Origin of the sequence: Dryocola clanedunensis subsp. sulfonylureivorans, assembly GCF_016756775.1 — a bacterium.
In the GTDB taxonomy this organism is placed as follows: Bacteria; Pseudomonadota; Gammaproteobacteria; order Enterobacterales; family Enterobacteriaceae; genus Dryocola; species Dryocola clanedunensis.
In genome coordinates this window covers 321,982-345,611 of record NZ_JAERMU010000001.1, presented here as the reverse complement: position 1 = coordinate 345,611, position 23,630 = coordinate 321,982, and the positions used below count along the sequence as shown (strand labels likewise).

The following is a 23,630-nucleotide window of genomic DNA, read 5'->3' as shown; positions in this document are numbered from 1 at the left end:
GCTGTGTTCTTTGGCACCGATCTTCTGCGCGGCTGTCAGCAGAAAGCGCAATCTTAATATATTTATGAAATTATCAGGGAGGCTGAGGCAATATGACAAAGGATATCGATCTAAAACTTTTAAAGCTCATCCATACCCTTGTGATGTGCGGTAGCGTGACGGAGGCGGCAAGAATACTTAATCAGTCCCCTGGAAATATCAGTCATCAGTTGAGAAAGTTGCGCGAAATAACTGGCTCGCATTTATTTATTCGTACCAGGACGGGAATGAAGCCTGTATCAGCGGCCAGGGAATTAAGCCAGCGCTACCAGCAGTATAATACGGCTGTTACGCAACTTCCCAGGGGGAAAGAGGAAACGTGCCGCGAGACAATTACGGTTCACACCTGGTCGCTGATGGAAATGATGTTCTCGAACAGTGCATTCATGGATAAATCAGCCGTCTTGCCTTTTCGTTATACATTTAAAGTCTGGCAAGGAAGTGCCGAGGCGCGTATTTATCAGTTAAAAAATAATCTCGTTGATATAGATATTGGTAGCAGGATACCCGCGCAGAAAGGTATTTCAGCGATAAAGCTGTTCACCGCAGGGGTTTCAGTGCTGGCTGGGGAGCTATTTAGCAGTAAAAGCGAATGTCTGAGCCAGCAGGAGTGGGAAACTGCGCGTCATATGGACTGGACAGAGATAACGGACTATTACAACAGTGATATCCAGGAGGCACTTTGCGTGTCGCGTCTGCTAAATTCGCGGAATATCAAAGTGGTCTCTGCCAGTATGATCAATATGGTGTCGCTGTGTGCCAGAAGCGATCACATTATGCTGGTGCCTGACTTTGTGGCGGCCATGCTGATGAAAGTCTTCCCCGTACGTTGTCTGGCGCTGCCTGATGGATTAAAACTTCGATCGGATTGTTATCTGCATTATCACGAAAATCTGAGCAACGAGCCTGATGTCCTTAACATGGTGCATCCGGTGATCGGCAGGCTGCAAAATATGCTTGCATTGCCAGGGCAATCCTGGTCGTGGGCGCAGCCATCTGTAACATCGCTACCAGGGGATGAGGAACATGGATAATTCAGATATCAGTATGAGTAATCTGAAACTGGTGGATGCGCTGATTGAAATGAAATCAGCAGGGCGAGTGGCGAGGGCTTTTAACGTCACTGATTCCAGTATCAGTTACCGGCTTAAACAGCTTCGTCAGATGACAGGGAAACAGCTTTTTACCCGCAGCCGGGGGGAATTGGTACCAGACAAATATGCCCATGAGCTCCAGGAGCAGTATCGCAAAATCGCCGCACTGAGCGGCCAGCGTCGTGAATTTATCGTCACGACCTACGCTCCGCTGGAACACCTTATTGTGCTTCAGCTTAATGGGGTGGTCGGTAATGATGAAGATATGTATTTGCAGTTTGCGAGTATGTCGGACTTCGGCAACGAGCGTCTGGAGAAGCTCAAACATCGCGCCGTTGATATCGATATTGGGGGAAAGTTACCTGACGATAATTCCATCGTCTGTTACCCCTGGCTGTTTTCAAAGGTATGCGCGTTGGCCAGTAGCGCTCATACCACGATCAAGGAGTCGCTGAGCCTTGCCGACTGGAATGAAAATGATCATATCGGCTGGACCAGGGGGACAGACTATATTGAAAGTGCGGTAAGCGGAGATGTACAGAACGAGATACTCTCAGGTCGTCATATCATCTGCGAAAGCTCGAACCTTCTGGCAATGGCCCATCTTTGTGCGAACAGTAATAGTCTCATGCTGGTACCTGAGGCATTTGTTGCACCGCTACAGATATTATTTCCTGTGAAAGCCTGGCCATTACCTGAGAAGCTAACGCTGAAATTCCATTGTTATATCCATTACCATCGTGAAATTAGTCAAAACCCCAATACCGCGAGAATACTGCATCTCTTTGACAGTACGCTGCCATAAGCGCTTTAAGCGATACGTTTTTTATTTAATGAAAATTCACTCGCTAGCCTTTAATTAACCACTGTTCTATTCCACAAGTTATAGACGAGATTCAGCCATGGAAATACTTTTTATTAGCGACAACTGTTTTTTTTGCATGGGGGTGAGGCCGTCAGGAATGTCGAGCTACCATATTGAAGCGGGAGGGACGCATTTCGACATTATTCAACGTAATAAAAAGTACAATTTTTTTGTGATCGCGGTGAAAAATCAACAGCTAAGGACACAGCTTATTAATAACGCGCAACGTAAAAAAGTGAAATGTATAGTGATGGTCGATGATATCGTGAGTGGGCATCACTTCAAATTAGGCGACATCATCTACGCATCGTCTAACTACAACCTGGAAAGTCTCAAACGGATCTTTGTCTGTTACTCCGCGAATGAACAAATCCAGTTTACGCTTCGCGAGCAGTATGTCTTTAATCTTTTGCATTTAAGTAATAACTGTATTGCGGATACGCTGAAAATATCTGTAAAAAATGTTAGCGGCTATCGCCAGAAAATAATTAACAAGATGATGCTGAAGAACAGAAATAGTCTGGCGCTGTTCAGAATGTAGTCAGGATTGTGTCAATGCCCTGCTGAGAGTTTGAAGAGTATTCAAGGGTATATTTGCCTTTTTTAAAACATTAAATATTATATTCAGGGCAATGGTAGACTGTTAAATTTCAGGTTATTCAGCTTATTGCGTGTGCTGCTGTTCTGGCGTTTTGATATTTAGAAACTAGTTATTTACATTTTGTGTGGTTGTGGTTTAACTGTCTTTAACCCCTCAAGGATGGGCCGGTTAAAAAATTAAAGGGCATCCACAATGACGCAAGAAATTGATGTAAATTTACTCAGAATAATCCACCTTCTCGTCACTAATGGCAGCGTAACGAAAACTGCGCAGGTATTAGGACTGACGCCAGGGGCGATCAGTCATGCGCTGAATAAAGCCCGTAAACTTAGCGGACAGCACCTGTTTATCCGTACCCGCTCGGGTATGCAGCCGGACACGCTTGCTCTGGAGTTAAGCCAGCGGTATCAGAAGTATACGGAATCCTCGCAGGAACCAGGGCAGGACAACAACAGCCGAAATATTTTCTTTCTGCGCACCATTTCGTTTATGGAGATGTTGGTTGCGGATAAAATCCTTAACGAAACATACGACTATCAAGAGCTTCGCCATGTTTTTGTTCCTTATCTGTCTGATACGGAGAAACGGTTAAGTGATTTAAAAAGCAACGTTATTAATATGGATGTGGGGAGTAAGCTCCCTCCCGACCCGCTTATTTACCAGGTAAAACTTTTTTCCTGCAAAGCTTCTCTTCTGGTGAGTGATAAAAGTAAGTTTGTGGGCAAGCAGATCACTCTCGATGACTGGTATGCTGCAAAGCACGCAGTGTGGTCATCTCAGATTGATTACTACTGCGATAACGTCACCAAATCCAGTCATGCGCTGAAGCATATTGAAAATCGAAATGTCGTTATTCACTCCAGCAGCAACATTAACATGGTTCTTTTTTGTGCAACAAATGACTGCATGATGCTGATCCCTGATTTTTATATCCCTTTAACGCTGGAAACTTTTCCTGTCAAATCCATTGCTACGCCACCAGAGTTAGAGCTGAAGTATGACTGCTATATGCATTTTCACTCCCAGCTTTCTGAAGACCCGGCGATGATGGCAAAAGTAGACACTATTATCGCGGATTTTAATAAGTATGCCGAAGCCTACTTTATTCGTGAGGATGGTGTGATTTATTTCGACGAGAAAAACCTACGTGACAAACTAAGTGGCCAGATGACGGCTGAGCTGCAATAAAAATAGTTATCACTATCGGGATTTTTATAAAATATACAGCGCAACAGATCTGGATGTCATGTTATGGATGCTATAAATATTAAACAACTTAGAGTGATTGATGCTTTAATTGAACATAAAACGGCCACTAAAGCTGCCCGAGTATTGAAAATTTCCTGCTCGGTGATTAGCTATACCCTCAAGCAGGCCCGGGAATTCTATGATGATCCTTTATTTACCAGGGACAATGGTTTTAAACCTACAAAGCTGGCGCTCAAGCTTCAGAAAAAATTCCAGGAGCTGCAAACACTGAGCGTGGCTAAAAAGGAACTGATCATTTCAACGCCTACGGTTGTCGAAGTTATCCTGGCGAATTATATCCATAACACCTCTGCAAGTAATGAATCTACATTGTTACGCTTTAATAGCCTTGCCTATTCACCCGAGGAGAGGATAAGAAATCTCAGAAACAGAACGATTGATTTGGATATTGGATCCAGGCTACCCACCGACTCCTCCATTATATCCTGCAGGTTGTTACAATCTGAAATGTGTGTGATGGCCAGCCAGAACCACACATTTATCGACGATAGTCTGACGATGGAAGAGTGGTTCAAATGTGGACATTTGCGCTGGTTCTGGGATCCGGACAATCTCACCGAAATGGTAGAGGGCATGGATTTATCAGCCCCCGTATTTACCAAAAGAAGAATTCGTTACGAGAGCGTCAATTTGTTGTCAATGGCCTACGTTTGCGCCCGCAGCGATTTCATTATGCTGATGCCGAAGGTTTTTATCGAGACCCTGAGTCAGTATTACAAAATTAAGGCGGTGACATTACCTGAGGGAATGTCCATGACGTTTGATTGCTACCTGCATTATAACCGTGCGATGAAAGACCAGGTGAAGAGACTTGCGCTAGCCTCTGCCTTTACAGGTGTCAGTGTGAATTAATTGTTAATTAATTGCTGTGTATTTTAATGCTATAAAATGCCTGCTGGTCATGCCCCGCGGGTTTTTGTCTGTGTGTTTCATCAGAGGTCTACCTTCATCCTCCTAAAGTATAATGACTTATTAAATTTTCATATTTTAAATAAAGTTACTGTCACTGGTGCCGATATATTTGCAGATGTTCCAGAACATCGTAGTTAATTTTACTTTTTAGGAAACATATCGGGTGATGGTTGTCACGAGTCACTATCAATCACCAGAGGGAATATCTATGTCATTACGGGACGTAAAAATCCGCACGAAGCTGACCGCCGCTTTTGTCTTTTTTGTCGTGCTGCTCCTGTGCAGCTCAAGCTTCTCTTTGCTGAGCTTGAACCGGGCAAACAACGGCATTCAGGAAGTGATCAACAAAAACTACCCGACCACGGTAAAAGCGAATCAGCTTATTGATTATTTTCAGGATTTCACCAACATCCAGCAACTGATGCTGCTTGATGTCAAAGGCACGTTCCAGGCCTCTTCTGAAAAGCGTCTGCTGGCCATCAGTGCAGAGATAACAAAGCTCTACAACGATCTCCATAAGAATCTGCATGATCAAGCGTCTCAGCGCGTACTCGATGAGTTTCTCTCCGTACGTAAAGAGTATCTGGACTCTCGTTTTCGTATTCTGAAAGCCATGCAGCAAAATGACCGGACGGCCGCACTTGACGAATTAATGACTACCACCCTGAAAGTGCAGGCAAAATACGAAGCGAAAGTGCAGGAGCTGATCGCCATTCAGAACAGCAAAATGACCGCCGCCGGCGAAGAAGTGGAAGAAGGTTATCTCACTAACCGCATGTGGATCATTTTGACTAACCTGGTGAGCGTTGGTGCTGCGGCAATTCTGGGCTGGTTTATCATCAAGTCTATTACCCAACCATTAGGTCAGGCGGTTGAATTCGCCAGGGTGATTGCCGAGGGGGATTTGAGCCGGAACGTAGAAACCCACCATCGCGATGAAACTGGCATCCTGCTTAGCGCACTGATGGGAATGAAGACCCGCTTGCATGATATCGTCCGTGAGGTGCAGAAAGGTTCTGAAAATATCTCCAGCGCCGCTGCGCAAATTGTCGCGGGCAATGAGGATTTGGCTGAACGTACCGAAAAACAAGCCAGCTCTGTAGAAGAGACTGCCGCCACGATGGAGCAGATCACCTCAACGGTAAAAAATACTTACGATCATACGGCTATGGCGACCAACCTCTCAGCCGATGCGGCAGACGTGGTCAGTCAGAACGGCCAGATGATGTCGCAGGTGACCGAGAAGATGCGCATGATGAATGCCACTTCTTTGCGGATGTCCGACATTATTAACCTTATCGATTCCATTGCGTTCCAGACCAATATCCTTGCGCTCAATGCGGCAGTCGAAGCCGCCAGAGCCGGTGAGAATGGGCGTGGGTTCGCCGTTGTTGCCGGTGAAGTGCGCCAGCTGGCACAAAAAAGTGCTTCCTCAGCAAATGAGATCCGCAGCCTGATTCAGGATTCAACCTCCCAGACGGGGGAAGGTATGGAGATGGTGGAAGCGGCTAATCAGCAAATGGCAGAGATGATTGAAAACGTTGGCAAGATGGACGGCATTTTGGGCGAAATCAAACTGGCCAGCCAGGAACAAACCGATGGTATCGTGCAGATCAACACGGCGATCAGCATGATTGATACCACGACCCAGCAAAACTCGAGCCTGGTGGAGGAGTCTCTGGCCGCCGCCGCTTCCCTTAATGAGCAGGCACAGTATTTGCGCGAAGTTGTGCAGGTATTCAGATTAGAACGAGCGTAAAGCGACAGGCTGACGGCGGTGGTTTTCGCTGCCGTCAGCCCAAATCCCTTCAAATTTTTGCAAACATTCGCGTCATAACCCGATCGATCATTGCTGAGATAACCTCAGGTACTGGTTTGTCGAGCGCGCCAAGAGCCAGCCCTTTTTCCAGCGTGACAACAAAACAGGCAAACTCTTGCGGCGTAATATCAGCAGGTAATTCCCCGGCCTGCTGAGCCTTTTCAGCCTCCTTTTCCATCCATTCAGTGAATGCCTGACGCTCATTGCTGAGTTGACCCGCCAAACCTTCTTTATCGTTCTGGAAGGCAAGCGCTGAGAACGTCATCATGCAGCCCGCGGGCTTGCCGTCGCAGCTAAACAGCTCAAAGGCAGCGTGCAGGAATTTCCGCATGCGTTGCTCGAAGGGGATCCGCTCATCGCTGAGTATCTCAACCAGTCCCGAAAGCCAGGTTTTACGGTAGTACTCCATCGCGGCGGCGTACATACCCGGCTTATTGCCATAAGCAAGATACAGCGAGGCAGGCTTCATACCTGTTGCCAGCGTTAAATCATTAATGGAAGTGTTTGCATAGCCTTTACAGGCGAAAATCTGAAACAGCGCCTCGGCAAGGATATCTTCCGAAACCAGCCGGGGTCTTCCCGCTTTCTTCTTAATAGTCATGATGTTAACCATTCTGGATTCACATAATCGTCAGCGCATAATAGCAGTTAATTTAGCGATCGCTCAAATAATATTTGATTACAGGTAGCAAATGAATTATATATTTTAGTGTTCGCTAAAGAATTTATGTGCTGATTGTTGTAAAGGAGACGGAAATGAAAAAAATCACCAAAGTCATTTTGTTGGCCTCGCACCTTGCGCTGTTTGGCGTGGGGATTGGTGTAGGGATCTATATTCTGCCGGTGCTGACCGCCGAAAGTGATGCCAGTACCGTAGAGATACAGCAGGTTAAGGACGCGGCGCGCTATACGGGGTTATTCGATAAAAACCAGAAAGGCAGCAACGCCGTGCATTGGGTTGACGGCAAACTTTACGTCACGGATACCGATATCGCCTTTGAGGGGAGTGTGGCCCCCGGGCCTGATTACAAGATTTACCTGAGCAAAACGCAGGCGGACGATCGCCAGTCTTTCCTGGATATTAAAGATGACTCGCTCTATATCGGCGATCTCAAAAACTTCGGGAATTTTAAAAAGAGCTTACCCAACGGGGTAAACCTTGATGAGTACACCACCGTGCAGATCTGGTGTGAGCGTTTTGAACAGTTTATTGGTTCAGCTAAATTCAAATAAGGAAGCAGAGATGAAAGACTGGAATCATTTTCGCCAGGAGACATTCAACTCTGTCTCAACGCTGGGTAAGCTGACGCCGAATACGATGATTGGCGTAAGAACCATTGAGCGCTGTAGTGAGCGTACGGATTTGCTCGGTAAAAAGGTACGTGAGCTGATTGCGCTGGCCTGTGCCGTGACGACCCGTTGTGAAGGCTGTATTGCGATTCATGCGGATGCCGCGGTGAAGGCCGGGGCGACTGACGAAGAGATAGCCGAGGCGCTGAATGTTGCCGTGTATATGAACGCCGGCGCTGCGGTTGTGTTCTCAGGAAAAGTTATGGACGCCGTTTCTCAGACGAGAAAGTAAATGAGAATGAGACAATAAAGCCTGCTTAAAGAGACTTAAGCAGGCTTTAGATTGCTAACAAAGAAGGAAAAAGCGTGGTTTTTCCTTCTTTGTGAGAAGCAGGCGAAAATCAATGAATTGATTTTCCTTGTTATTTATTCGGTGAGATCTTTTCGAATTCCATTCGGTTCAGGTTTGTCATCAGTCTGAAGCCTGCTTAAGGAGACTTAAGCAGGCTTTTTATTGCAGATCTCCTGGCAGAGAAGAAGCCTATTTTTTCTTGCTCAGCTCATCTTTTTTGATCTGTTCCGCCGCTTCCGGGGAGGCTTTTACGAAGTAGTCACGCGTCTCTTTGGCACCAAGGAAAACCGGCGTAAGGAAGTTTTTCGCAATGTACTCATTTTGCCATTGCGGGGTGCTGGTGACATCTTTAAGCATTTTTTCATAGAACTTCACCGCATTGGCCGACATTTTCGGTGGCCCGGCGATGGCGCGGGCTTCACGAATGACCAGATTCGGGTATCCCAGCTCCTGGAAGGTTGGCACCTCAGAGAACTCGCCGGTTAAACGCTGGCTTGAGAAGGTCGCCAGCGGAACAAACTTCCCGGCTCTTGCCTGCGCAATACATTCGCTGGGGTTGAAAATACCGATATTCACATGCCCCCCGAGCATGGCTGAGGTGACTTCACCGGCGCTGTTGAACATGACGTATTTAAACTTCGACCCGGTACTGTTGTTCAGCATCAAATACGAGAGGTGGTCGCCATTGCCCTTTTGCGCGCCGCCGTAGGTGATGCGTTTGGTTTTACTGGCCTCAATCACCTTTTTAATGTCGGTGTATTCGGAACCGGCAACGGCGCAGATCATTAAATCGTCGTAGGCGACCGTGCCAAGATAGGTCAGATCTTTGCCTTTCACCGCCCAGTTCAGGACGTAGGAGCCTAAATCCTGGCCGCTGTGCAGGATCATCAGCGTTTCATCGTTACCTTTTTTACTGTTCACGTAAGAGAAAGAAACCGCGCCGGAACCGCCTGGCTTGTTAATGACTTTGATGCCATCGGGGACGAGCTTTTCTTTACGGGCAATATCGGCAATCGTTCGGGCGTTTAAATCACTGCCTCCGCCAGGGGAAGAGGGCACAATAAGATCGATATCGCCATCGGGTTGCCAGGCCTGGGCTGCTGCCGGCAGTGCCATTAAGATAACCAATGTTGAAGGCAATAGAGTTTGCAGGGTAGTTAAGCGTTTCATTTTCATTATGTCACTCCTGAGAGGTATTTTTACGTAGGGCGAAAAGTTTCTTAAAGAGTGGAACTAAACAAATCAGTACGGTAACGGCCAGGAAAGAGGCGGCAATAGGACTATAAATAAAGATGCTGGGGTCGCCGCCGGATATTTCGAACGCCGCGTTCATGGATTTTTCAAGAATGGGTGCCAGTACAAAAGCTAATAGCAGAGGTGCAATAGGGTAAGAGTAGAGCGTCAGGTAGTAGCCGAGAATACCGGCAGCCAGCATCAGAGCAACATCAAACATATTGTTACCAACGCTATAAGCCCCCACGATACAAATCATCGAGATGACCGGAATAATAATTTTCTTCGGGACATACAGGATGCGGATAATAAATGGAATAATTAAGATAGCGACGATGACGCACATCACGTTACCGACATACATTGAGGCGATGAGGCCCCAGGTGAATTCCGGGCTTTCGGTAAACAGCAGCGGCCCGGGGCGCAGCCCCCACATCATCAGGCCACCCATTAAGACGGCGGTGGTGCCCGAACCTGGAATGCCCAGTGACAGCAGCGGAGCGAACGCGCCAACGGCCGCAGCGTTGTTACCCGCCTCAGGCGCAGCAACGCCGACGAGCGTGCCCTGGCCCATTTCGGCCCCGCGGCGGCGATTGGTTTTCTTTTCAATAAGGTAAGCGATAAAGCTGGCCATGGTAGCGCCCGCGCCGGGCAGCACGCCAATAAACGTCCCGAACAGGCCTGATTTCGCCGCTGTTGGGATCACTTCGCCCAGCTCTTGTTTGCTGAGCAAACTCTCTTTGATGGTGATTTTTTCCGCTTTAGGTGCGGGGGTGTCTGAAGGTTTGATCCTCAGTTCACGCATCAGCAGCAGGACCTGCGAGAAGCCGAAAATGCCAATTACTAACGGGATAAAGTTAACGCCACTCATTATTTCCGGGATACCCAGCGCATACCGGGGAGCGCCCGTTGAGAGATCGACACCGATGGTGGCCAGTAATAATCCCAACCCCGTTGTCACCAGCCCCTTAACCGGGTTATCGCCGAGGATCCAGCCTATCGAGGTCAGCGCCAGCAGAATGATCATCGTCATTTCCGCCGGGCCAAAATGCAGGCCGACAGAGGCGAGTCCCAGCCCAAGGAAGGTCAGGATGCAGATGCCGATGGTGCCGCCAATAAAGGAAGCGGTAATTGCGGTCAGCAGCGCTTTACCCGCTTTGCCCTTTTTCGTCAGCTTATGGCCGTCAATCGCGGTCATGACGGCAGGCGCGTCGCCGGGAATATTGAGTAAAATCGCGCTGAAGGAGCCGCCGTACATATTCGCGTAATAGAGCGCAGCCAGCATGATAATGCCGGCGTTTGGGTCGAGCTTAAACGTTAAGGGTAATAACAAAGCCACGCCGGCTAATGAACCGATGCCCGGCATGGCCCCCACGACCAGACCCATGCCGGCACCAAGAAAGGCCATTAACAGGTTGAAGGGCTGTAAGGCGACTAAAAACCCTAAGCCTAAGGATGAAAGTATATCTGCCATATTACCTCCGGTTATACTAAACCCGTTGGAAAGGGAACGTTCAGCCATTGCGAAAAAATCAGCCAGATCGTTAGCGTGACGCCCGCCGAGATGGATATCGATTTACGCCAGCTATAATCGGCGATATATTTCACCCAGCCGAGCAGGACAATCATTATTGCCGGGATCATGCCGGTTAGCTGCGTAATGCCAAGCATGGCAATAACAATGGCCACGGGTGTTAATTCAGCGATGTGGTGACTGATAATAGAATGTTCTGTTTTACATAATGACATGATGCTGAATATCAGTAATACAGAAGCCGCAATGGTCGGCATAAAGCCACCGGCCGGGCCTTCATCCCATAAACCATAAAGTTCAATGGCAGTATAAATCCACACCAGCGCCAGCACGCTAAATAGCACCGGAATAATATAATGTAACCTCATCTTATTTCCTGTATTCAAAGTGAAGGGCGCCAGGCTCAATATATCTGTGCCTGCACAGGCTGCATTTGATGTTTTAACAGTGCTTCCAGTTTTTCCTGATCGAGGGCAAACAGGCGAATGCCCTCAGCCAGCTTGTCCACTGCCATCGGGTTTTGATGATGTTGCCAGTAAAATTCTGATTCGGTGAGCGGAGAAGGGGGGATGGCACCTTCGACCGGTGGTTTCAGACGCTGTGGGACTTCGCCATGCATCTGGTCTAACGCTTCAAGTAAGTGAGGCGATATTGTCAGCCGGTCGCAGCCCGCCAGCGCGATAATCTGCGATGTATTCCGGAAACTTGCCCCCATGACAATGGTGCTGTAGCGATGGTGCTTGTACCAGTCATAAATCTCTTTGACCGATTGCACTCCTGGGTCGTCAGCGTCCGGCTGGATGCCTTCGGGCTGGTGCTGCTGGTGCCAGTCCAGAATGCGGCCTACGAAAGGTGAGATGAGCCAGACTCCCGCTTCGGCACAGGCTCGGGCCTGGGCAAATGAGAACAGCAGTGTCATATTGCAAGCGATGCCTTCTGCCCTGAGCTCTTCAGCCGCTTTAATCCCCTGCCAGGTCGAGGCCAGCTTGATCAACACCCTTGAACGGTCGATGCCCTGAAGCTCATACAGCCGAATCAGTTTTCTCGCTTTGGCCACGCACAACCCTTTATCCCAGGAAAGCCGCGCGTCGACTTCGGTAGAGATTTTTCCCGGAACCCGCCTGACCAGCTCAGCCCCCACGTTGACGGCGAGCTTATCGCAGGCATTGATAATTTGCGTTTGTGCCGAACCTCCCTGCTGCTGTGCATAGCGTATAGCCTCTTTGATCAGCGGGGCATACAGAGGTTGATTGAGCGCTTTCAACAACAGGGAGGGGTTGGTTGTCACGTCTTCTGGTGAATACTGCTCAATGGCGGCGATGTCCCCGCTGTCGGCAACGACCGTCGTCATCGTTTTTAGTTTGTTCAGAATACTCATCAGTTTCCCCTCACTTTCATCAAAGATGGTTTATACGGCCCGGTTGCTGGTGTTGTTCACTGCTTCGTCATCAGTACTTATACATTTGAGATGGTATCGTTCATTAGAACAGGTGTTTGTATGACAAAAACATCTTTCTGAGCGCGTAAACAACCAGGGATGTGATGACGTATTCTGCTTATACAGCCACTTTTGTTGGAGGGCAGCATTTTTTGGCTGTACGTTTTATAAACTGTGCAATTGTTCACACTAATGATATTTGTTCATTGAGGGATGAGGGGGAGCTGTTAAGGTCGGCTCTGCACACTCCCCGCCGCAGAGTCTTTCGCAGCTCTGGGACAGGCAGAATGAATATGCGATCAGGAGAGCATAAAATGACATGGCTTTTTAACCGACCTGCAGATTTTGCCAAAGAGATGGTTTCCGGTTTTGTGGCCGCTAACGCCACGCTGGTGCGCCAGGTGACCGGCGGCGTCGTTCGTAATACACACAGCAAACCTAATACCGTAGCGATAGTTATCGGCGGGGGCTCCGGACATTACCCCGCTTTTGCCGGCCTTGTCGGGCAGGGGCTGGCACACGGTGCCGCGATGGGAAACATGTTTGCCTCGCCTTCGGCCCAACAAATTTGTTCGGTGGCCAGAGCGGCAAACAATGGTGCTGGCGTGCTGCTGGTCTTCGGTAACTATGCCGGAGACGTGCTGCATTTTGGCCTGGCCCGCGAGCGTCTGCGTGCGGAAGGTATCCCCTGCGAAACCCTCGCGATTACGGACGATGTTGCCAGCGCAGGCCCGGAAGAGAGCCACAAGCGTCGTGGTGTGGCAGGCGGCCTGGCGGTCATTAAGATCGCCGCCGCGGCGGCGGAGCGGGGGGACTCTCTGACCCAGGTTCTGGCTCTGGCTGAAGAGGCAAACAGCCGGACCCGTACCGTTGGCGTCTCGTTCGCGGGATGCACTATGCCCGGTGCTGAACAGCCGCTGTTCTCTTTGCCCGGCGGGCAGTTAGGCTTTGGTATGGGGATCCACGGGGAGCCAGGAATTACCGAATTCCCCGTCCCTTCTGCGGAAGATATGGCAAAAATGATGCTGGGTGCGATCCTTGAGAGTCGTCCCACGCAGGATGATGCAGGGGTGGGCGTTATCGTCAACGGCCTCGGATCGGTAAAATATGAAGAGCTGTTTGTCTTCTGGCATAGCCTCCAGCCCCTCCTTGACCAGCAGCAGCTGGCAATCCATGACGTGATAGTCGGCGAGTTTGTGACCAGCCTGGATATGGCCGGGCTGTCAGTGACCCTCGTCTGGTTCGATGAGGAGCTGGAAGGCCTGTGGAAAGCCCCCGCGTGGGCACCCGCGTTTCGCGTTGGCACCTCGGAGGCCAGCCTGCCTTTAGCGGCTGAAGTATTGCAGGAGAAAGCGCAGGTTCAGATCCCTCGCGGCAGCGAAGTTTCATGCCACGTTGCCGGCCAGGCGATGGCCAGCCTGGAGGCGTTAGTGCAGGTCATCCTCCTTAATGAGGAAAAGCTGGGCGCGCTCGATGCCATCGCAGGAGACGGCGATCACGGTATCGGTATGGCTCGCGGGGCCAGTGCCGCCTATGAATCCGCCTGTAACGCCTGGAGCCGTGGCGCCGGGGCCGGGACGGTATTGCAGTTTGCCGCTGACGCCTGGGCGGATAAGGCCGGCGGAACCTCTGGCGCCATCTGGGGGGTGATCCTCAATACCATTGGTACGGCGCTTGGCAACACGGAGCGGCCTGACAGCCACCGCATGGCCCAGGCGGTGGCAAGCGCCACCGAAGCCGTGATGCATTTCGGTAAAGCTAAGCCTGGGGATAAAACCCTGGTCGATGTTCTGCTGCCCTTCAGTGAATCACTGAACGGTGAAGTGAGCCGAGGAAAATCCTTTGTAGAAGCATGGGGGATTGCTTCCCTGGTCGCGCAACAACACGCCGACCAGACTGCGGAACTGGTGCCGAAAGTTGGCCGCGCAAGACCGCTTGCGGAGCGCAGCCTTGGTACGCCCGATCCTGGCGCGGTTTCCCTGGCGATGATCGTTCGCAGCGTTCATGAAAACTGGATCTCCCGGCAATAGAGGAGGCGGCGGGTGAGTCGACTGACACTGGGCGTTAGCCACAAAACGTATCTCGGTTCATGGCAGACACAGATCTGGTGCGAACACATTGCCGGGGTGCTGAGCCAACCTTATTACCAACGGTACAGCGCAGGTCTTTCGCTTTTTACTTTCCCTGCGATGCCGGCGTTAGCCCGTGCGGTGCAGGCTTTCAGCGGGACGGCAATGGGGGTTGGGGCACAAAATATTTCAGCCCATCCCCCTGGAGCATGGACCGGCGAAAGCAGCGCGGCCATGGTTAGCGAAATGGGGTGCCGCTACGCCGAGATTGGTCACGCCGAGCGGCGAAACCATTTCCATGAGAGCGTGGATGTTATAGAGCAGAAGGTGCTTCGGGCCATTGAGCACCGGCTCATACCTGTTATTTGTATCGGTGAAAGCCAGCCGCTAAGCGGTAAGGTTGCAACGGCGGAAGCGATCCGCCAGGCCTGCGAGCTGCTGGATCGGCTGCCTGAAGGCCACCGCTCACCGCTCATTTTTGCCTGGGAACCCCAGTGGGCAATTGGGGCTGACGCCTGCGCCGATACGCATTATATCCGCACCGTTTGCCGCAATTTACGCGCTCATCTGCACCAGAACTATCTCATGCCGACACGGGTGATTTATGGTGGCAGCGCGGGGCCAGGGTTGCTGAGCCAGCTGTGGCCTGACGTAGATGGCCTGTTTCTTGGCCGCTTTGTGCACTGCACGAGCGGTTTCCAGGCCGTACTCGAAGAGGCCATTGAGCTGTTATATGGCCCCGAGAGCAATCCCGGATAAATTCACCTGAGTCGGCTCATCCTCTGGATGATATACTGGTGAATAATTTTTTGTTCGCAAATCATACACATCGCATGAGGTGAATGTTTTATGGAAAGAGCCAGTACTGCGCAAGATTATGAATTACTGACAGAAATTGCAGTAGCCTATTATTGCGAAGAAGTTACGCAGGAAGAGATAGCCAATAAATTTGGTTTTTCGCGTATCAAGGTTGGCCGCCTGCTGAAGCGAGCAAAAGAAGCCGGTATCGTTGAGATCAACGTTCGTTATCATCCCGTTTTCAGTACCCGCCTCGAACAGCAAATGCTGGAACGTTTTCCTGTCTCCCGCGCGCTGATTGCGCTGGATCACCCTGACGAAGACGAACAGCGCAGCCAGGTTGCTACGCTGGTTTCCGGCTATCTCGCCAATAGCCTGCGAGATAATACGGTTGTCGCCGTTGGGCAGGGGAGAAACGTTGCCGCAGTGGCCGAGGCCAGCGGGACTATCCAGCAGCGCGACTGCCGCTTTATTTGCGGCATTGGTGGCACGCATCGCCCTGGAGACGTCATTAATGCCGACCATATCAGCCGGCTGCTGGCAAAAAAATTTGGTGGCACCAGCGAATCGCTCTACGCCCCGGCCTACGTCGAGGACAGTGAGTTAAAAGAAGCGCTGCTGAAAACGGGCACCGTGAAGCAGACGCTGGATCGGGCGCGCAAGGCCGATATCGCGCTGGTAGGCATCGGCGATATGAATGAAGACAGCTATATGGTTCAGCTTGGCTGGTTTACGCCGCAGGAGATCAATGCCGCGAGTATGAATCAGGGGGTCATTGGCGATATCGCCGGATATGATTTCTTCAATGCCAAAGGGGAGCATGTGAACACCATGATGGATAGCCGGGTGATTGGCCTGAGCGTTGAAGAGTTACGTAACATTCCCTGCGTTATCGCGATAGCCTCGGAGAGTACTAAAGCCGTGGCCATCATGGGCGCGCTTCGTACCGGCGTGATTGATATTATTGCCACCAGCGCCAGAAATATCCGCACCATCCTCAGCATGACGCAATGAGTGTTCCGGGGCCGAAGTCGGCTCCGGCCCATCGCTCGCGCGCCATCAGCAGATTAACTTTCTACCCAGCCAGCCTTCAATAGTCTCGCGTGACTCAATCAGCACTTGCAGACTCTGCGCCGGGTCGACCGGCTGCGCCTGACGAAGAGGATAGGTATCGCGCTGGCGGTGCATCCGCAGTGGGATTTCAAGGCTGCACGGCACATTATTCAGCGCCAGCTCCCTTAACAGCGGAGGATAATCGAGTTCACCCGCGCCAATCGCCGGGAAAAAATACCCCTCTTCTTTGCGCAGCACATCTTTAATATGGCAGTGCCTGGCTGCTGGGATCATTTTAATGGTTTCTGCAATGGCATCGACCTCCGGGCAGAGCGAGACAATATTCCCCGCGTCGATATTAAATGCCACTGCGGGATGGTCGATAGCCTCCAGTAGAGCAAAACCGTCATCAGCCACGCTGAAGAGGTTGTAGTTTGGATCGCCGCCATTCTCGATACATATCACACAGCCGTGCGCCTGAGCGACCGGGGCCAGTTCACGCAGGTTGCTGACAATCCTGTCGCGATCCGCCCGGCGGCCGATACAGACGGCCAGATAGGTCGCGCCAATGTTGCTGGCAAATTCTATACGCCAGCGGAACTGTTCAACGGCATCCGGCGCGCCGAGATCCATGGTTGAGCCCAGCGTGTGGCTGTTCAGCTGATATTTTTCAAGCAGTGAGGTGATGCGTGCGGCATGACTATCGCTGAACATTTCCCGAGTGATATTGCCTACGTAGCCCTGGTTGTAGGCCAGCTCAACATAGTGAAAACCCGCTTCCTTGATAGTGCGAAAAGCAATATCAGCATCGATACCATCGAACATGGCGGTATTAACGCCAACAATAAGTGAATGCATAGGGTGACTCCTGAGCGGCAGCGGCTTGCTGAAGCGCAGCCGGTTTCACGGCTGCGCACAGGCCGGCATGCTACTGGCTGGTGGACTGACGGTGATGACCTTTTGCCATCCGTACCGTCAGCAGAAACGCCTGTTCGAAGGCAGTCGGGGAGGCTGCGTTCTTGCCATACAGGTTATAGGCTGTGCCGTGATTCGCGGTAGCAATCGGCACCGGTAATCCTGCCTGAATGGTGACGCCGCGATCGAAGCTCAGCATTTTTAGCGCCGTAGAGAACTGGTCGTGGTACATCGCCACCACGGCATTGAGCTTCTCCGCCTGCATTGCTTTCCAGGTCGTGTCACCAGGGTAGGGACCAAACACCGCAAGCCCTTTGGCTCTGGCCAGTTCAATGGCCGGTTTGATAATCGTCTGTTCTTCATCCCCAAAGAGACCATTTTCGCCCCCGTGCGGATTTAGCGCCTGTACGGCAATGCGTGGCTCTTCGTATCCTGCCTGCAACAAAGTCTGGTGCATCAGTTCCACCGTCGCCAGGATGCCATCGGTGGTCAGATTGTCGACGATATCACGAAACGGAATGTGGGAGGTGGCCCGCCCGGCCCAGACGTCATCGACTACGTTGACTTCACAGCAGAATTTGTCCCAGTTTAATTGATGCTTAAACCAGTGCAGTTCGTCGCTGAATTCAAGGCCGCCCAGGTGCATGGCTTCTTTATTTAACGGCGCAAAACAGAGGGCATCGGCGATGCCCTGCTGCGTCAGATCCAGCGCTTTTCGCAAAGTCTCAAGAATATAGACGCCACTTTGCGGCGTCGCTTTACCGTGTTCGATGGCGGAAGGATGGCTACCGCTGTGGTGCAAAAGCAGGATTTCGTCATCCGTAAAATCGACTTCTGTCGTGTGGCTTATCTCCCGGTAGGGGAAAGTCCGTTCGGCGATATCCATCCCTGTTTGAACTTCCTTACGATCGGCCACGATAATAATGTTTGCCTGTGCGCGGAACGCTTGCTGCGACAGGACTTTAGCCACCAACTCCGGGCCTACGCCTGCAGGATCGCCAAGAACCAGCGCAATTACGGGTACTGTCATAACCATTCCTCACTTTATTAACAGATGCGCGACGTGACATTCGCCGGGCAGGTGTGCCGGGGTTTGCATGAATGCCCCCTTTATTTGTCGTCCTGAGAGGCTGAATGCGTCATTGCGTCGTAGTAATCGATTCGCTCTACGTTGCGGGTAGAGCGGCCAATTTCATATTCGGCTGCAAGCCAGGTATCAATTATCGTCAGGGCAAGCTGGTGGCCGATCACCCGAGCACCAAGCGTCATAATTTGCGCATTGTTGCTTTTCCGGGCGCGCTCGGCGGAGTAGCTATCGTGGCATTGCGCTGCGCGAATGCCTGCGACTTTATTAGCGACAATTGCCATCCCAATGCCGGTGCCGCACAGCAATATGCCGCGAGCAAACTTTCCCTCGCGAATAGCGGTTGCCAGATTAAACGCAATGTCTGGATAGATAAGGCGGGGTTCAGCCATATCATGACTAAAGTCGCCCACTTCAAGCCCCCGTTCTTCCAGGTGTTTTTTCACCAGCTCTTTTAGTTCAGTGGCCGCGTCATCGGCACCAATTGCGATCTTCATTAAGTTCACCTCTGATTATTGCTCATTTCTTCAACGCCGGTTTAAGCGCTGCGCCGGCGAATGTGGTGGACGCTGGCAGTGATGAGCATAAGTTCCATTAACGAGCATTTGATACATTGTTTAACAAGAATGAAGACGACATAAAAGCCTTTTTGCGCCTTACAGACGGTTTGGTGGCGATGTTTTGAGCTGTATCACATTTAATCAGGCCAGAAGGGGGTGTAACAAATGTTCTGTTTGGGTTCTTTTGGTTGGTGCGAGGTCATCGTGGGGGAAGGGAAGTATGCGGAAAGCAAAAAGCCTGCTTATTGTTATAAGCAGGCCTGCATCAAGGGGAGAAGAGTCACATAAAGCAGACGCTTTAAAACTGGATTAACTTACTCATCGTGCAGCACATACTGTTTGACCCAGCTGCTTATTTTGGCCTTATCCTGCGGCGAAACCATAGCCGTTTCAGACAGCTGTGCGATGAGGGAAATATAGCGTCTGGTATCTGCCGCAAAGGCTGCTCTGTTGATCTTATTCAGGGCCTGCAGGGCCTTTAACAGGCGCAGCTGCACTTCAACGAGAGCGGCACCATCCCGGGCGATAGGGTTGAAAATGTCATCGAATAAATCTGCAGTTTTTATCGGCCTGACATAGCACCGGGGATAGCGTCTCTCCGGCTCTTCGGTTTTTTCTTCCCACAGTGCCAGTAACCTTACTGCGCGCCCAATGACATCTATAGCGGTTCCGGGGTCATTGACGGCCGGCGACAAAGCACGGGATGCAATCTCGGCTAATACGGAAAAGCCAAAGCGAGGGTCCTGGTCGAATGAACGCTCTGCGCTAATAATGATGTTGCTCAGAACTTCAGCGCTATCAATTTCACCCTCTGACGACGTTAACCAAATTATTGGCTGTGCTGTGTGGACGAACGCCCCCGCCTGGCAGTGTAAATAAAGTTCACCGTTGATGCTTTCGGCGTAGGCGTTAAGGCTGTGCAGGTCAATATTCTGTACATAACCGATCTCATCCGGGTAAACGGCTATCGCATTTATCGGCGGCTGAGCTTCTGCAGGCCAGGGATTTGCCCCCATATAAGGCACCTCGACACGAGTTTCTAATGAGAGGCGCGTGACCAATTCGACCCGGGAGGTGGTTTCTCCGACCCGGCCCAGCAGTGACAGATGCTGGATCCAGGCAAGCAGGGTGATAATAATTAACCCAATGACAATCAGCGTGACGATAAATAAAACGACGCGGCCCTGTTCGCCATAGGCCCCCATACTTCTGGCGATGATGCCAACCAGGCTAAAGAGAAACGAGCCGATAAAGGTGGCGAGCACGTTTTGTGTCGTACGGTCTTCAATGACCAGACGTGTTGCGCGTGGCGTCACGCTTGTCGTCGCCGCACCGTATGCCGACACCATGATACTTAATGAGAAGGTGGTTACGGCCAGCATACTTGAAGCAAGGATGTTGAGGATATTATCGACCGCATCGGCACCTACGATCCCACCTATGTGAGGTGGAATATAAGGTTTTAAGACAATAGAAATCAGTGCGGAAAGGACGGCCAGTACGGCGAACAGACAGGCGCGGAACCATAATTTGCGTGTTAATTGACTGAGCAACCACTGCCACTTTGACATGCCATCTATTCCTTTATCATTGAAGCATTCCAGTGTAGAGCAAAAATCATGTATAGCATAACGTTGCCACGGTTAAGATAACCGTGAGGGGGGCAACGTTATTATTTTGTGGCATTTTAATATCAATAAAAGGCATTAACAGAAGCGGTATTGATTAATCTTCCTGATTGATAAATATTTCCATGTCCTGCAACAGTAGCTCAAGTTCATCATGCAGCTTGCCCTGCATGTTCAGAAGTTCACTGACCTTACCCGCGAACGCTTTATCCGCATATTCGCCTGTATCAAATGCCAGCCAGTGAGCGGACAGACGTTCAGTATTGGTTTCGGCGTAGTGGCGAATCTCTTTCAGCTGTGAAACCACATCACCGACATATTCTTTTTTGGTTTTCTTTTCTGTATCACTCATATTAATTCCTTGTGCAATTAACTACTATCACTTTTAGACTAGTGTTCTCGTTATTTTCTTTCTGTAAGAATGCTCTGAATAGCTACTTTCACTTATCACCATTTGTAATTTAAAAAAATAAAAATAAGCGTGCAAAAATATAACCACAGGGATAACGAACGTGTCACGTAAATTTGTTAAAAAGATGAATTTAAAATTTAAAGTGAGGAACTCTATTCTCCCACGATCTTAAAAAACGAGGGATCACTCACAGAATGATTTTCAGGAGTAATTATTCTGGAATGTATGTAACAAAAAAGTTAACGGAGGAATAAAGGCATTGACTGAGCACGACAGGCTATTTGATTTGTGAACGACCGACATGTCTTGAGGCACAAGGGTAAGAATGAATAGCAACGTGCCTGAGTATTACAAAGTCAAAGGACAGAAAGAGGTGCAGTAGTTCTTTCTGATAGACGACAGCAGGGGGCGACATGTCTGACTCTATTGATGCAAATGTGATTTCAGCGCTGTTCACCGGGCAGCTTTTTGATCCTTTCTCCGTTTTGGGGATGCACAGCACTGGTGCCGGACTGGAGGTGCGCGCTCTGTTTCCTGACGCGACCGAGGTCTGGGTCATTGATGCGAAAACGACGCGCAAGGTGACCAGACTCGCATGTTCTGATTCGCGTGGATTCTTCAGCGGCTTGCTACCTCGTCGTAAAAAACCTTTTCGCTACCAACTCCTCGTCAGCTGGCATGAACAGCAGCAGCTGCTTGACGATCCCTATCGGTTTGCTCCGCTATTGCAGGAGCTGGACTCGTGGCTGTTGTCGGAAGGAACCCATCTGCGTCCTTATGAAAAACTGGGTGCCCACCAGGACACTTTGGACGGCGTCGTCGGGACTCGTTTTTCCGTCTGGGCACCCAATGCCCGGCGCGTCAGCGTCGTCGGCCAGTTCAACTGTTGGGATGGCCGCCGTCACCCCATGCGTCTGCGTCAGGAATCTGGTATCTGGGAGCTGTTTATTCCCGGCACGCTGTACGGCCAGCTGTACAAATTTGAGCTGATTGACGCCCACGACAATCTGCGCGTGAAGGCCGATCCTTACGCATTTGAAGCACAAATGCGGCCGGAAAGCGCTTCGCTTATCTGCGGTTTGCCGGACAAAGTTGAACAGCCTCTGGCGCGCAAACAGGCCAACCAGTTCGATGCGCCGATTTCAATTTATGAAGTGCATCTCGGCTCATGGCGCCGCAATCCTGAAAATAACGACTGGCTAAGCTATCGCGATCTGGCTAATCAGCTGGTGCCCTACGCCAAAGAGATGGGATTTACCCATCTGGAACTGATGCCGATCGGTGAATATCCGTTTGACGGCAGCTGGGGCTACCAGCCAACCGGGCTTTATGCGCCAACGCGTCGCTATGGTACCAGGGAAGATTTCCGTTATTTTCTGGATGCCGTACACGCCGCTGGCCTGAACGTCATTCTGGACTGGGTGCCGGGCCATTTCCCGACGGATGATTTCGCTCTGGCATCCTTTGATGGCACCTCGCTGTATGAACATAGCGACCCACGCGAAGGGTTTCATCAGGACTGGAGTACCCTTATTTACAATTATGGTCGCCGTGAAGTGAGCAATTTCCTGGTGGGCAACGCGCTGTACTGGATTGAGCGCTTCGGCATCGACGCCCTGCGGGTTGATGCGGTGACCTCGATGATTTTTCGGGATTACAGTCGTAAAGAGGGGGAGTGGATCGCCAATCAGCACGGCGGGCGGGAGAATCTCGAAGCGATTGAATTTCTCCGTAATACTAACCGTGTGCTGGGTGAACAGACGCCCGGCGCTGTCACCATGGCAGAAGAGTCGTCCGATTTCGGCGGGGTATCCCGTCCCGCACAGACGGGCGGCCTCGGTTTCTGGTTCAAATGGAACCTCGGCTGGATGCACGACACGCTCGATTACATGGCGCTAAGTCCGGAGCACCGCGGGGAGCATCATGACAAGATGACCTTCGGTATGCTTTACCACTACAACGAGAACTTCGTGTTGCCGCTGTCACACGATGAAGTCGTCCACGGGAAAAAATCGATTCTTAACCGGATGCCCGGTGACACGTGGCAAAAGTTTGCCACCCTGCGCGCCTATTACGGCTGGATGTTTGCCTTTCCGGGCAAAAAGCTCCTGTTCATGGGAAACGAATTCGCTCAGGGGTGTGAATGGAACCACGATTTCAGCCTCGACTGGTCTTTGCTGGAAGGGGAAGATAACTGGCATCACGGCGTTCAGCGAATGGTGCGCGATCTCAACCATGCCTATCGCCACCATAGGGCGCTCCACGAGCTGGATTTTGACCCTTATGGCTTTGAGTGGCTGGTCGTGGACGACCGCCAGCAGTCGGTTTTTGTTTTTGTCCGCCGCGATAAAGCCGGCAATGAAATTATTGTCGCCAGTAACTTCACGCCTCAGCCACGCGAAGGTTATCGATTTGGTATCAACCAGCCGGGGTGCTGGCGGGAAATATTGAATACCGATTCGCAGCACTATCACGGCAGCAATATGGGTAATAGCGGTAAGGTCGAGAGCAGCCCGATTGCCAGCCACGACCGGGAGCATTCTGTTTGTCTTACATTACCACCACTGGCAACTATTTGGTTGATACGGGAGCCTGAAGATTAATAACACGTATTAATGAACGATTATTTTCACAGGTGATAAATGGAATGTTTATTGCCCGCGTC

22 protein-coding genes are annotated in these 23,630 nt (G+C 50.7%); 12 read left to right on the top strand and 10 right to left on the bottom strand.

Annotated features, from left to right (window positions below; genetic code table 11):
- Positions 1–92: 92 nt before the first annotated feature.
- The 6 genes from HYQ67_RS01625 to HYQ67_RS01600 all read left to right on the top strand — a co-directional run bounded on the left by HYQ67_RS01625 (position 93) and on the right by HYQ67_RS01600 (position 6,539).
- Positions 93–1,073, top strand: a complete 981-nt coding sequence (locus tag HYQ67_RS01625; protein ID WP_202300958.1) for a LysR family transcriptional regulator — start codon at positions 93–95, stop codon at positions 1,071–1,073.
- Positions 1,066–1,938 carry a LysR family transcriptional regulator gene (locus HYQ67_RS01620; RefSeq protein ID WP_202300956.1) on the top strand — a complete coding sequence of 291 codons (873 nt, stop codon included), beginning with the start codon at positions 1,066–1,068 and terminating at the stop codon, positions 1,936–1,938. Before HYQ67_RS01625 ends, HYQ67_RS01620 begins: the two co-directional genes overlap by 8 nt.
- 97 nt (positions 1,939–2,035) lie before the next feature.
- A complete protein-coding gene (locus HYQ67_RS01615) occupies positions 2,036–2,539 on the top strand; it encodes a LuxR C-terminal-related transcriptional regulator (protein WP_202300954.1) in 504 nt (167 codons plus the stop codon).
- Positions 2,540–2,791: 252 nt separating this feature from the next.
- Complete coding sequence (locus tag HYQ67_RS01610; protein ID WP_202300952.1) at positions 2,792–3,787, top strand: LysR family transcriptional regulator; 996 nt, start codon at positions 2,792–2,794, stop codon at positions 3,785–3,787.
- A 63-nt stretch (positions 3,788–3,850) separates the two neighbouring features.
- Positions 3,851–4,720: a LysR family transcriptional regulator gene (locus HYQ67_RS01605; protein ID WP_202300950.1), complete on the top strand. Its 870-nt coding sequence runs from the start codon at positions 3,851–3,853 to the stop codon at positions 4,718–4,720.
- 268 nt (positions 4,721–4,988) lie between these two features.
- Positions 4,989–6,539: a methyl-accepting chemotaxis protein gene (locus HYQ67_RS01600; protein WP_202300948.1), complete on the top strand. Its 1,551-nt coding sequence runs from the start codon at positions 4,989–4,991 to the stop codon at positions 6,537–6,539.
- Between the two features lie 49 nt (positions 6,540–6,588).
- On the opposite strand, the gene HYQ67_RS01595 is transcribed toward HYQ67_RS01600, so the two are convergent.
- Complete coding sequence (locus HYQ67_RS01595) at positions 6,589–7,200, bottom strand: TetR/AcrR family transcriptional regulator (protein ID WP_202300947.1); 612 nt, start codon at positions 7,198–7,200, stop codon at positions 6,589–6,591.
- A gap of 155 nt (positions 7,201–7,355) precedes the next feature.
- Here HYQ67_RS01595 and HYQ67_RS01590 point away from each other — a divergent pair, with 155 nt between their 5' ends.
- Together HYQ67_RS01590 and HYQ67_RS01585 are read left to right on the top strand one after the other, a co-directional pair.
- Positions 7,356–7,832 carry a DM13 domain-containing protein gene (locus tag HYQ67_RS01590; protein WP_202300946.1) on the top strand — a complete coding sequence of 159 codons (477 nt, stop codon included), beginning with the start codon at positions 7,356–7,358 and terminating at the stop codon, positions 7,830–7,832.
- Between the two features lie 10 nt (positions 7,833–7,842).
- Positions 7,843–8,181 (top strand): carboxymuconolactone decarboxylase family protein, encoded by a 339-nt coding sequence (locus tag HYQ67_RS01585; RefSeq protein ID WP_202300945.1) that lies wholly within the window; start codon positions 7,843–7,845, stop codon positions 8,179–8,181.
- Positions 8,182–8,430: 249 nt separating this feature from the next.
- Here the strand turns inward: HYQ67_RS01585 and HYQ67_RS01580 are convergent, their stop codons facing one another.
- From HYQ67_RS01580 to tal, 4 genes are read right to left on the bottom strand one after another with little or no spacing between them, the layout of a single operon-like run.
- Positions 8,431–9,417, bottom strand: coding sequence for a Bug family tripartite tricarboxylate transporter substrate binding protein (locus HYQ67_RS01580; protein ID WP_202300944.1), 987 nt, complete (start codon positions 9,415–9,417; stop codon positions 8,431–8,433).
- Positions 9,418–9,421: 4 nt separating this feature from the next.
- Positions 9,422–10,948 carry a tripartite tricarboxylate transporter permease gene (locus HYQ67_RS01575; protein WP_202300943.1) on the bottom strand — a complete coding sequence of 509 codons (1,527 nt, stop codon included), beginning with the start codon at positions 10,946–10,948 and terminating at the stop codon, positions 9,422–9,424.
- An 11-nt stretch (positions 10,949–10,959) separates the two neighbouring features.
- Complete coding sequence (locus HYQ67_RS01570) at positions 10,960–11,376, bottom strand: tripartite tricarboxylate transporter TctB family protein (RefSeq protein WP_202300942.1); 417 nt, start codon at positions 11,374–11,376, stop codon at positions 10,960–10,962.
- A gap of 35 nt (positions 11,377–11,411) precedes the next feature.
- Positions 11,412–12,386, bottom strand: coding sequence for a transaldolase (tal, locus tag HYQ67_RS01565; RefSeq protein ID WP_202300941.1), 975 nt, complete (start codon positions 12,384–12,386; stop codon positions 11,412–11,414).
- A 374-nt stretch (positions 12,387–12,760) separates the two neighbouring features.
- Between tal and HYQ67_RS01560 the strand changes: the two genes are divergently transcribed.
- The 3 genes from HYQ67_RS01560 to HYQ67_RS01550 all read left to right on the top strand — a co-directional run bounded on the left by HYQ67_RS01560 (position 12,761) and on the right by HYQ67_RS01550 (position 16,327).
- A complete protein-coding gene (locus HYQ67_RS01560) occupies positions 12,761–14,476 on the top strand; it encodes a dihydroxyacetone kinase family protein (RefSeq protein ID WP_202300940.1) in 1,716 nt (571 codons plus the stop codon).
- 12 nt (positions 14,477–14,488) lie between these two features.
- Entirely contained in the window at positions 14,489–15,274 is a 786-nt protein-coding gene (locus HYQ67_RS01555; RefSeq protein ID WP_202300939.1) for a triose-phosphate isomerase, read from the top strand.
- Positions 15,275–15,364: 90 nt separating this feature from the next.
- On the top strand, positions 15,365–16,327 hold the full coding sequence (locus HYQ67_RS01550; RefSeq protein ID WP_202300937.1) for a sugar-binding transcriptional regulator: 963 nt from the start codon (positions 15,365–15,367) through the stop codon (positions 16,325–16,327).
- Positions 16,328–16,372: 45 nt separating this feature from the next.
- Here the strand turns inward: HYQ67_RS01550 and HYQ67_RS01545 are convergent, their stop codons facing one another.
- The 5 genes from HYQ67_RS01545 to HYQ67_RS01525 all read right to left on the bottom strand — a co-directional run bounded on the left by HYQ67_RS01545 (position 16,373) and on the right by HYQ67_RS01525 (position 20,905).
- Positions 16,373–17,224, bottom strand: a complete 852-nt coding sequence (locus tag HYQ67_RS01545) for a sugar phosphate isomerase/epimerase family protein (protein WP_202300936.1) — start codon at positions 17,222–17,224, stop codon at positions 16,373–16,375.
- A gap of 70 nt (positions 17,225–17,294) precedes the next feature.
- On the bottom strand, positions 17,295–18,311 hold the full coding sequence (locus HYQ67_RS01540) for a 4-hydroxythreonine-4-phosphate dehydrogenase PdxA (protein WP_202300935.1): 1,017 nt from the start codon (positions 18,309–18,311) through the stop codon (positions 17,295–17,297).
- A gap of 80 nt (positions 18,312–18,391) precedes the next feature.
- Positions 18,392–18,862 (bottom strand): ribose 5-phosphate isomerase B, encoded by a 471-nt coding sequence (rpiB, locus tag HYQ67_RS01535; protein ID WP_202300934.1) that lies wholly within the window; start codon positions 18,860–18,862, stop codon positions 18,392–18,394.
- 377 nt (positions 18,863–19,239) lie between these two features.
- On the bottom strand, positions 19,240–20,496 hold the full coding sequence (locus HYQ67_RS01530; protein ID WP_202300933.1) for a DUF2254 domain-containing protein: 1,257 nt from the start codon (positions 20,494–20,496) through the stop codon (positions 19,240–19,242).
- 154 nt (positions 20,497–20,650) lie between these two features.
- A complete protein-coding gene (locus tag HYQ67_RS01525) occupies positions 20,651–20,905 on the bottom strand; it encodes a hypothetical protein (protein ID WP_202300932.1) in 255 nt (84 codons plus the stop codon).
- Positions 20,906–21,378: 473 nt separating this feature from the next.
- Between HYQ67_RS01525 and glgB the strand changes: the two genes are divergently transcribed.
- Positions 21,379–23,568 carry a 1,4-alpha-glucan branching enzyme gene (glgB, locus tag HYQ67_RS01520; RefSeq protein WP_202300931.1) on the top strand — a complete coding sequence of 730 codons (2,190 nt, stop codon included), beginning with the start codon at positions 21,379–21,381 and terminating at the stop codon, positions 23,566–23,568.
- Positions 23,569–23,630: the final 62 nt, after the last annotated feature.

Bases quoted from the DNA above. Each gene is read 5' to 3' on its own strand.
- HYQ67_RS01625 (WP_202300958.1), top strand. From the start codon at position 93: ATGACAAAGGATATCGATCTAAAACTTTTAAAGCTCATCCATACCCTT.
- HYQ67_RS01620 (WP_202300956.1), top strand. From the start codon at position 1,066: ATGGATAATTCAGATATCAGTATGAGTAATCTGAAACTGGTGGATGCG.
- HYQ67_RS01615 (WP_202300954.1), top strand. From the start codon at position 2,036: ATGGAAATACTTTTTATTAGCGACAACTGTTTTTTTTGCATGGGGGTG.
- HYQ67_RS01610 (WP_202300952.1), top strand. From the start codon at position 2,792: ATGACGCAAGAAATTGATGTAAATTTACTCAGAATAATCCACCTTCTC.
- HYQ67_RS01605 (WP_202300950.1), top strand. From the start codon at position 3,851: ATGGATGCTATAAATATTAAACAACTTAGAGTGATTGATGCTTTAATT.
- HYQ67_RS01600 (WP_202300948.1), top strand. From the start codon at position 4,989: ATGTCATTACGGGACGTAAAAATCCGCACGAAGCTGACCGCCGCTTTT.
- HYQ67_RS01595 (WP_202300947.1), bottom strand. From the start codon at position 7,200: ATGACTATTAAGAAGAAAGCGGGAAGACCCCGGCTGGTTTCGGAAGAT.
- HYQ67_RS01590 (WP_202300946.1), top strand. From the start codon at position 7,356: ATGAAAAAAATCACCAAAGTCATTTTGTTGGCCTCGCACCTTGCGCTG.
- HYQ67_RS01585 (WP_202300945.1), top strand. From the start codon at position 7,843: ATGAAAGACTGGAATCATTTTCGCCAGGAGACATTCAACTCTGTCTCA.
- HYQ67_RS01580 (WP_202300944.1), bottom strand. From the start codon at position 9,417: ATGAAAATGAAACGCTTAACTACCCTGCAAACTCTATTGCCTTCAACA.
- HYQ67_RS01575 (WP_202300943.1), bottom strand. From the start codon at position 10,948: ATGGCAGATATACTTTCATCCTTAGGCTTAGGGTTTTTAGTCGCCTTA.
- HYQ67_RS01570 (WP_202300942.1), bottom strand. From the start codon at position 11,376: ATGAGGTTACATTATATTATTCCGGTGCTATTTAGCGTGCTGGCGCTG.
- tal (WP_202300941.1), bottom strand. From the start codon at position 12,386: ATGAGTATTCTGAACAAACTAAAAACGATGACGACGGTCGTTGCCGAC.
- HYQ67_RS01560 (WP_202300940.1), top strand. From the start codon at position 12,761: ATGACATGGCTTTTTAACCGACCTGCAGATTTTGCCAAAGAGATGGTT.
- HYQ67_RS01550 (WP_202300937.1), top strand. From the start codon at position 15,365: ATGGAAAGAGCCAGTACTGCGCAAGATTATGAATTACTGACAGAAATT.
- HYQ67_RS01545 (WP_202300936.1), bottom strand. From the start codon at position 17,224: ATGCATTCACTTATTGTTGGCGTTAATACCGCCATGTTCGATGGTATC.
- HYQ67_RS01540 (WP_202300935.1), bottom strand. From the start codon at position 18,311: ATGACAGTACCCGTAATTGCGCTGGTTCTTGGCGATCCTGCAGGCGTA.
- rpiB (WP_202300934.1), bottom strand. From the start codon at position 18,862: ATGAAGATCGCAATTGGTGCCGATGACGCGGCCACTGAACTAAAAGAG.
- HYQ67_RS01530 (WP_202300933.1), bottom strand. From the start codon at position 20,496: ATGTCAAAGTGGCAGTGGTTGCTCAGTCAATTAACACGCAAATTATGG.
- HYQ67_RS01525 (WP_202300932.1), bottom strand. From the start codon at position 20,905: ATGAGTGATACAGAAAAGAAAACCAAAAAAGAATATGTCGGTGATGTG.
- glgB (WP_202300931.1), top strand. From the start codon at position 21,379: ATGTCTGACTCTATTGATGCAAATGTGATTTCAGCGCTGTTCACCGGG.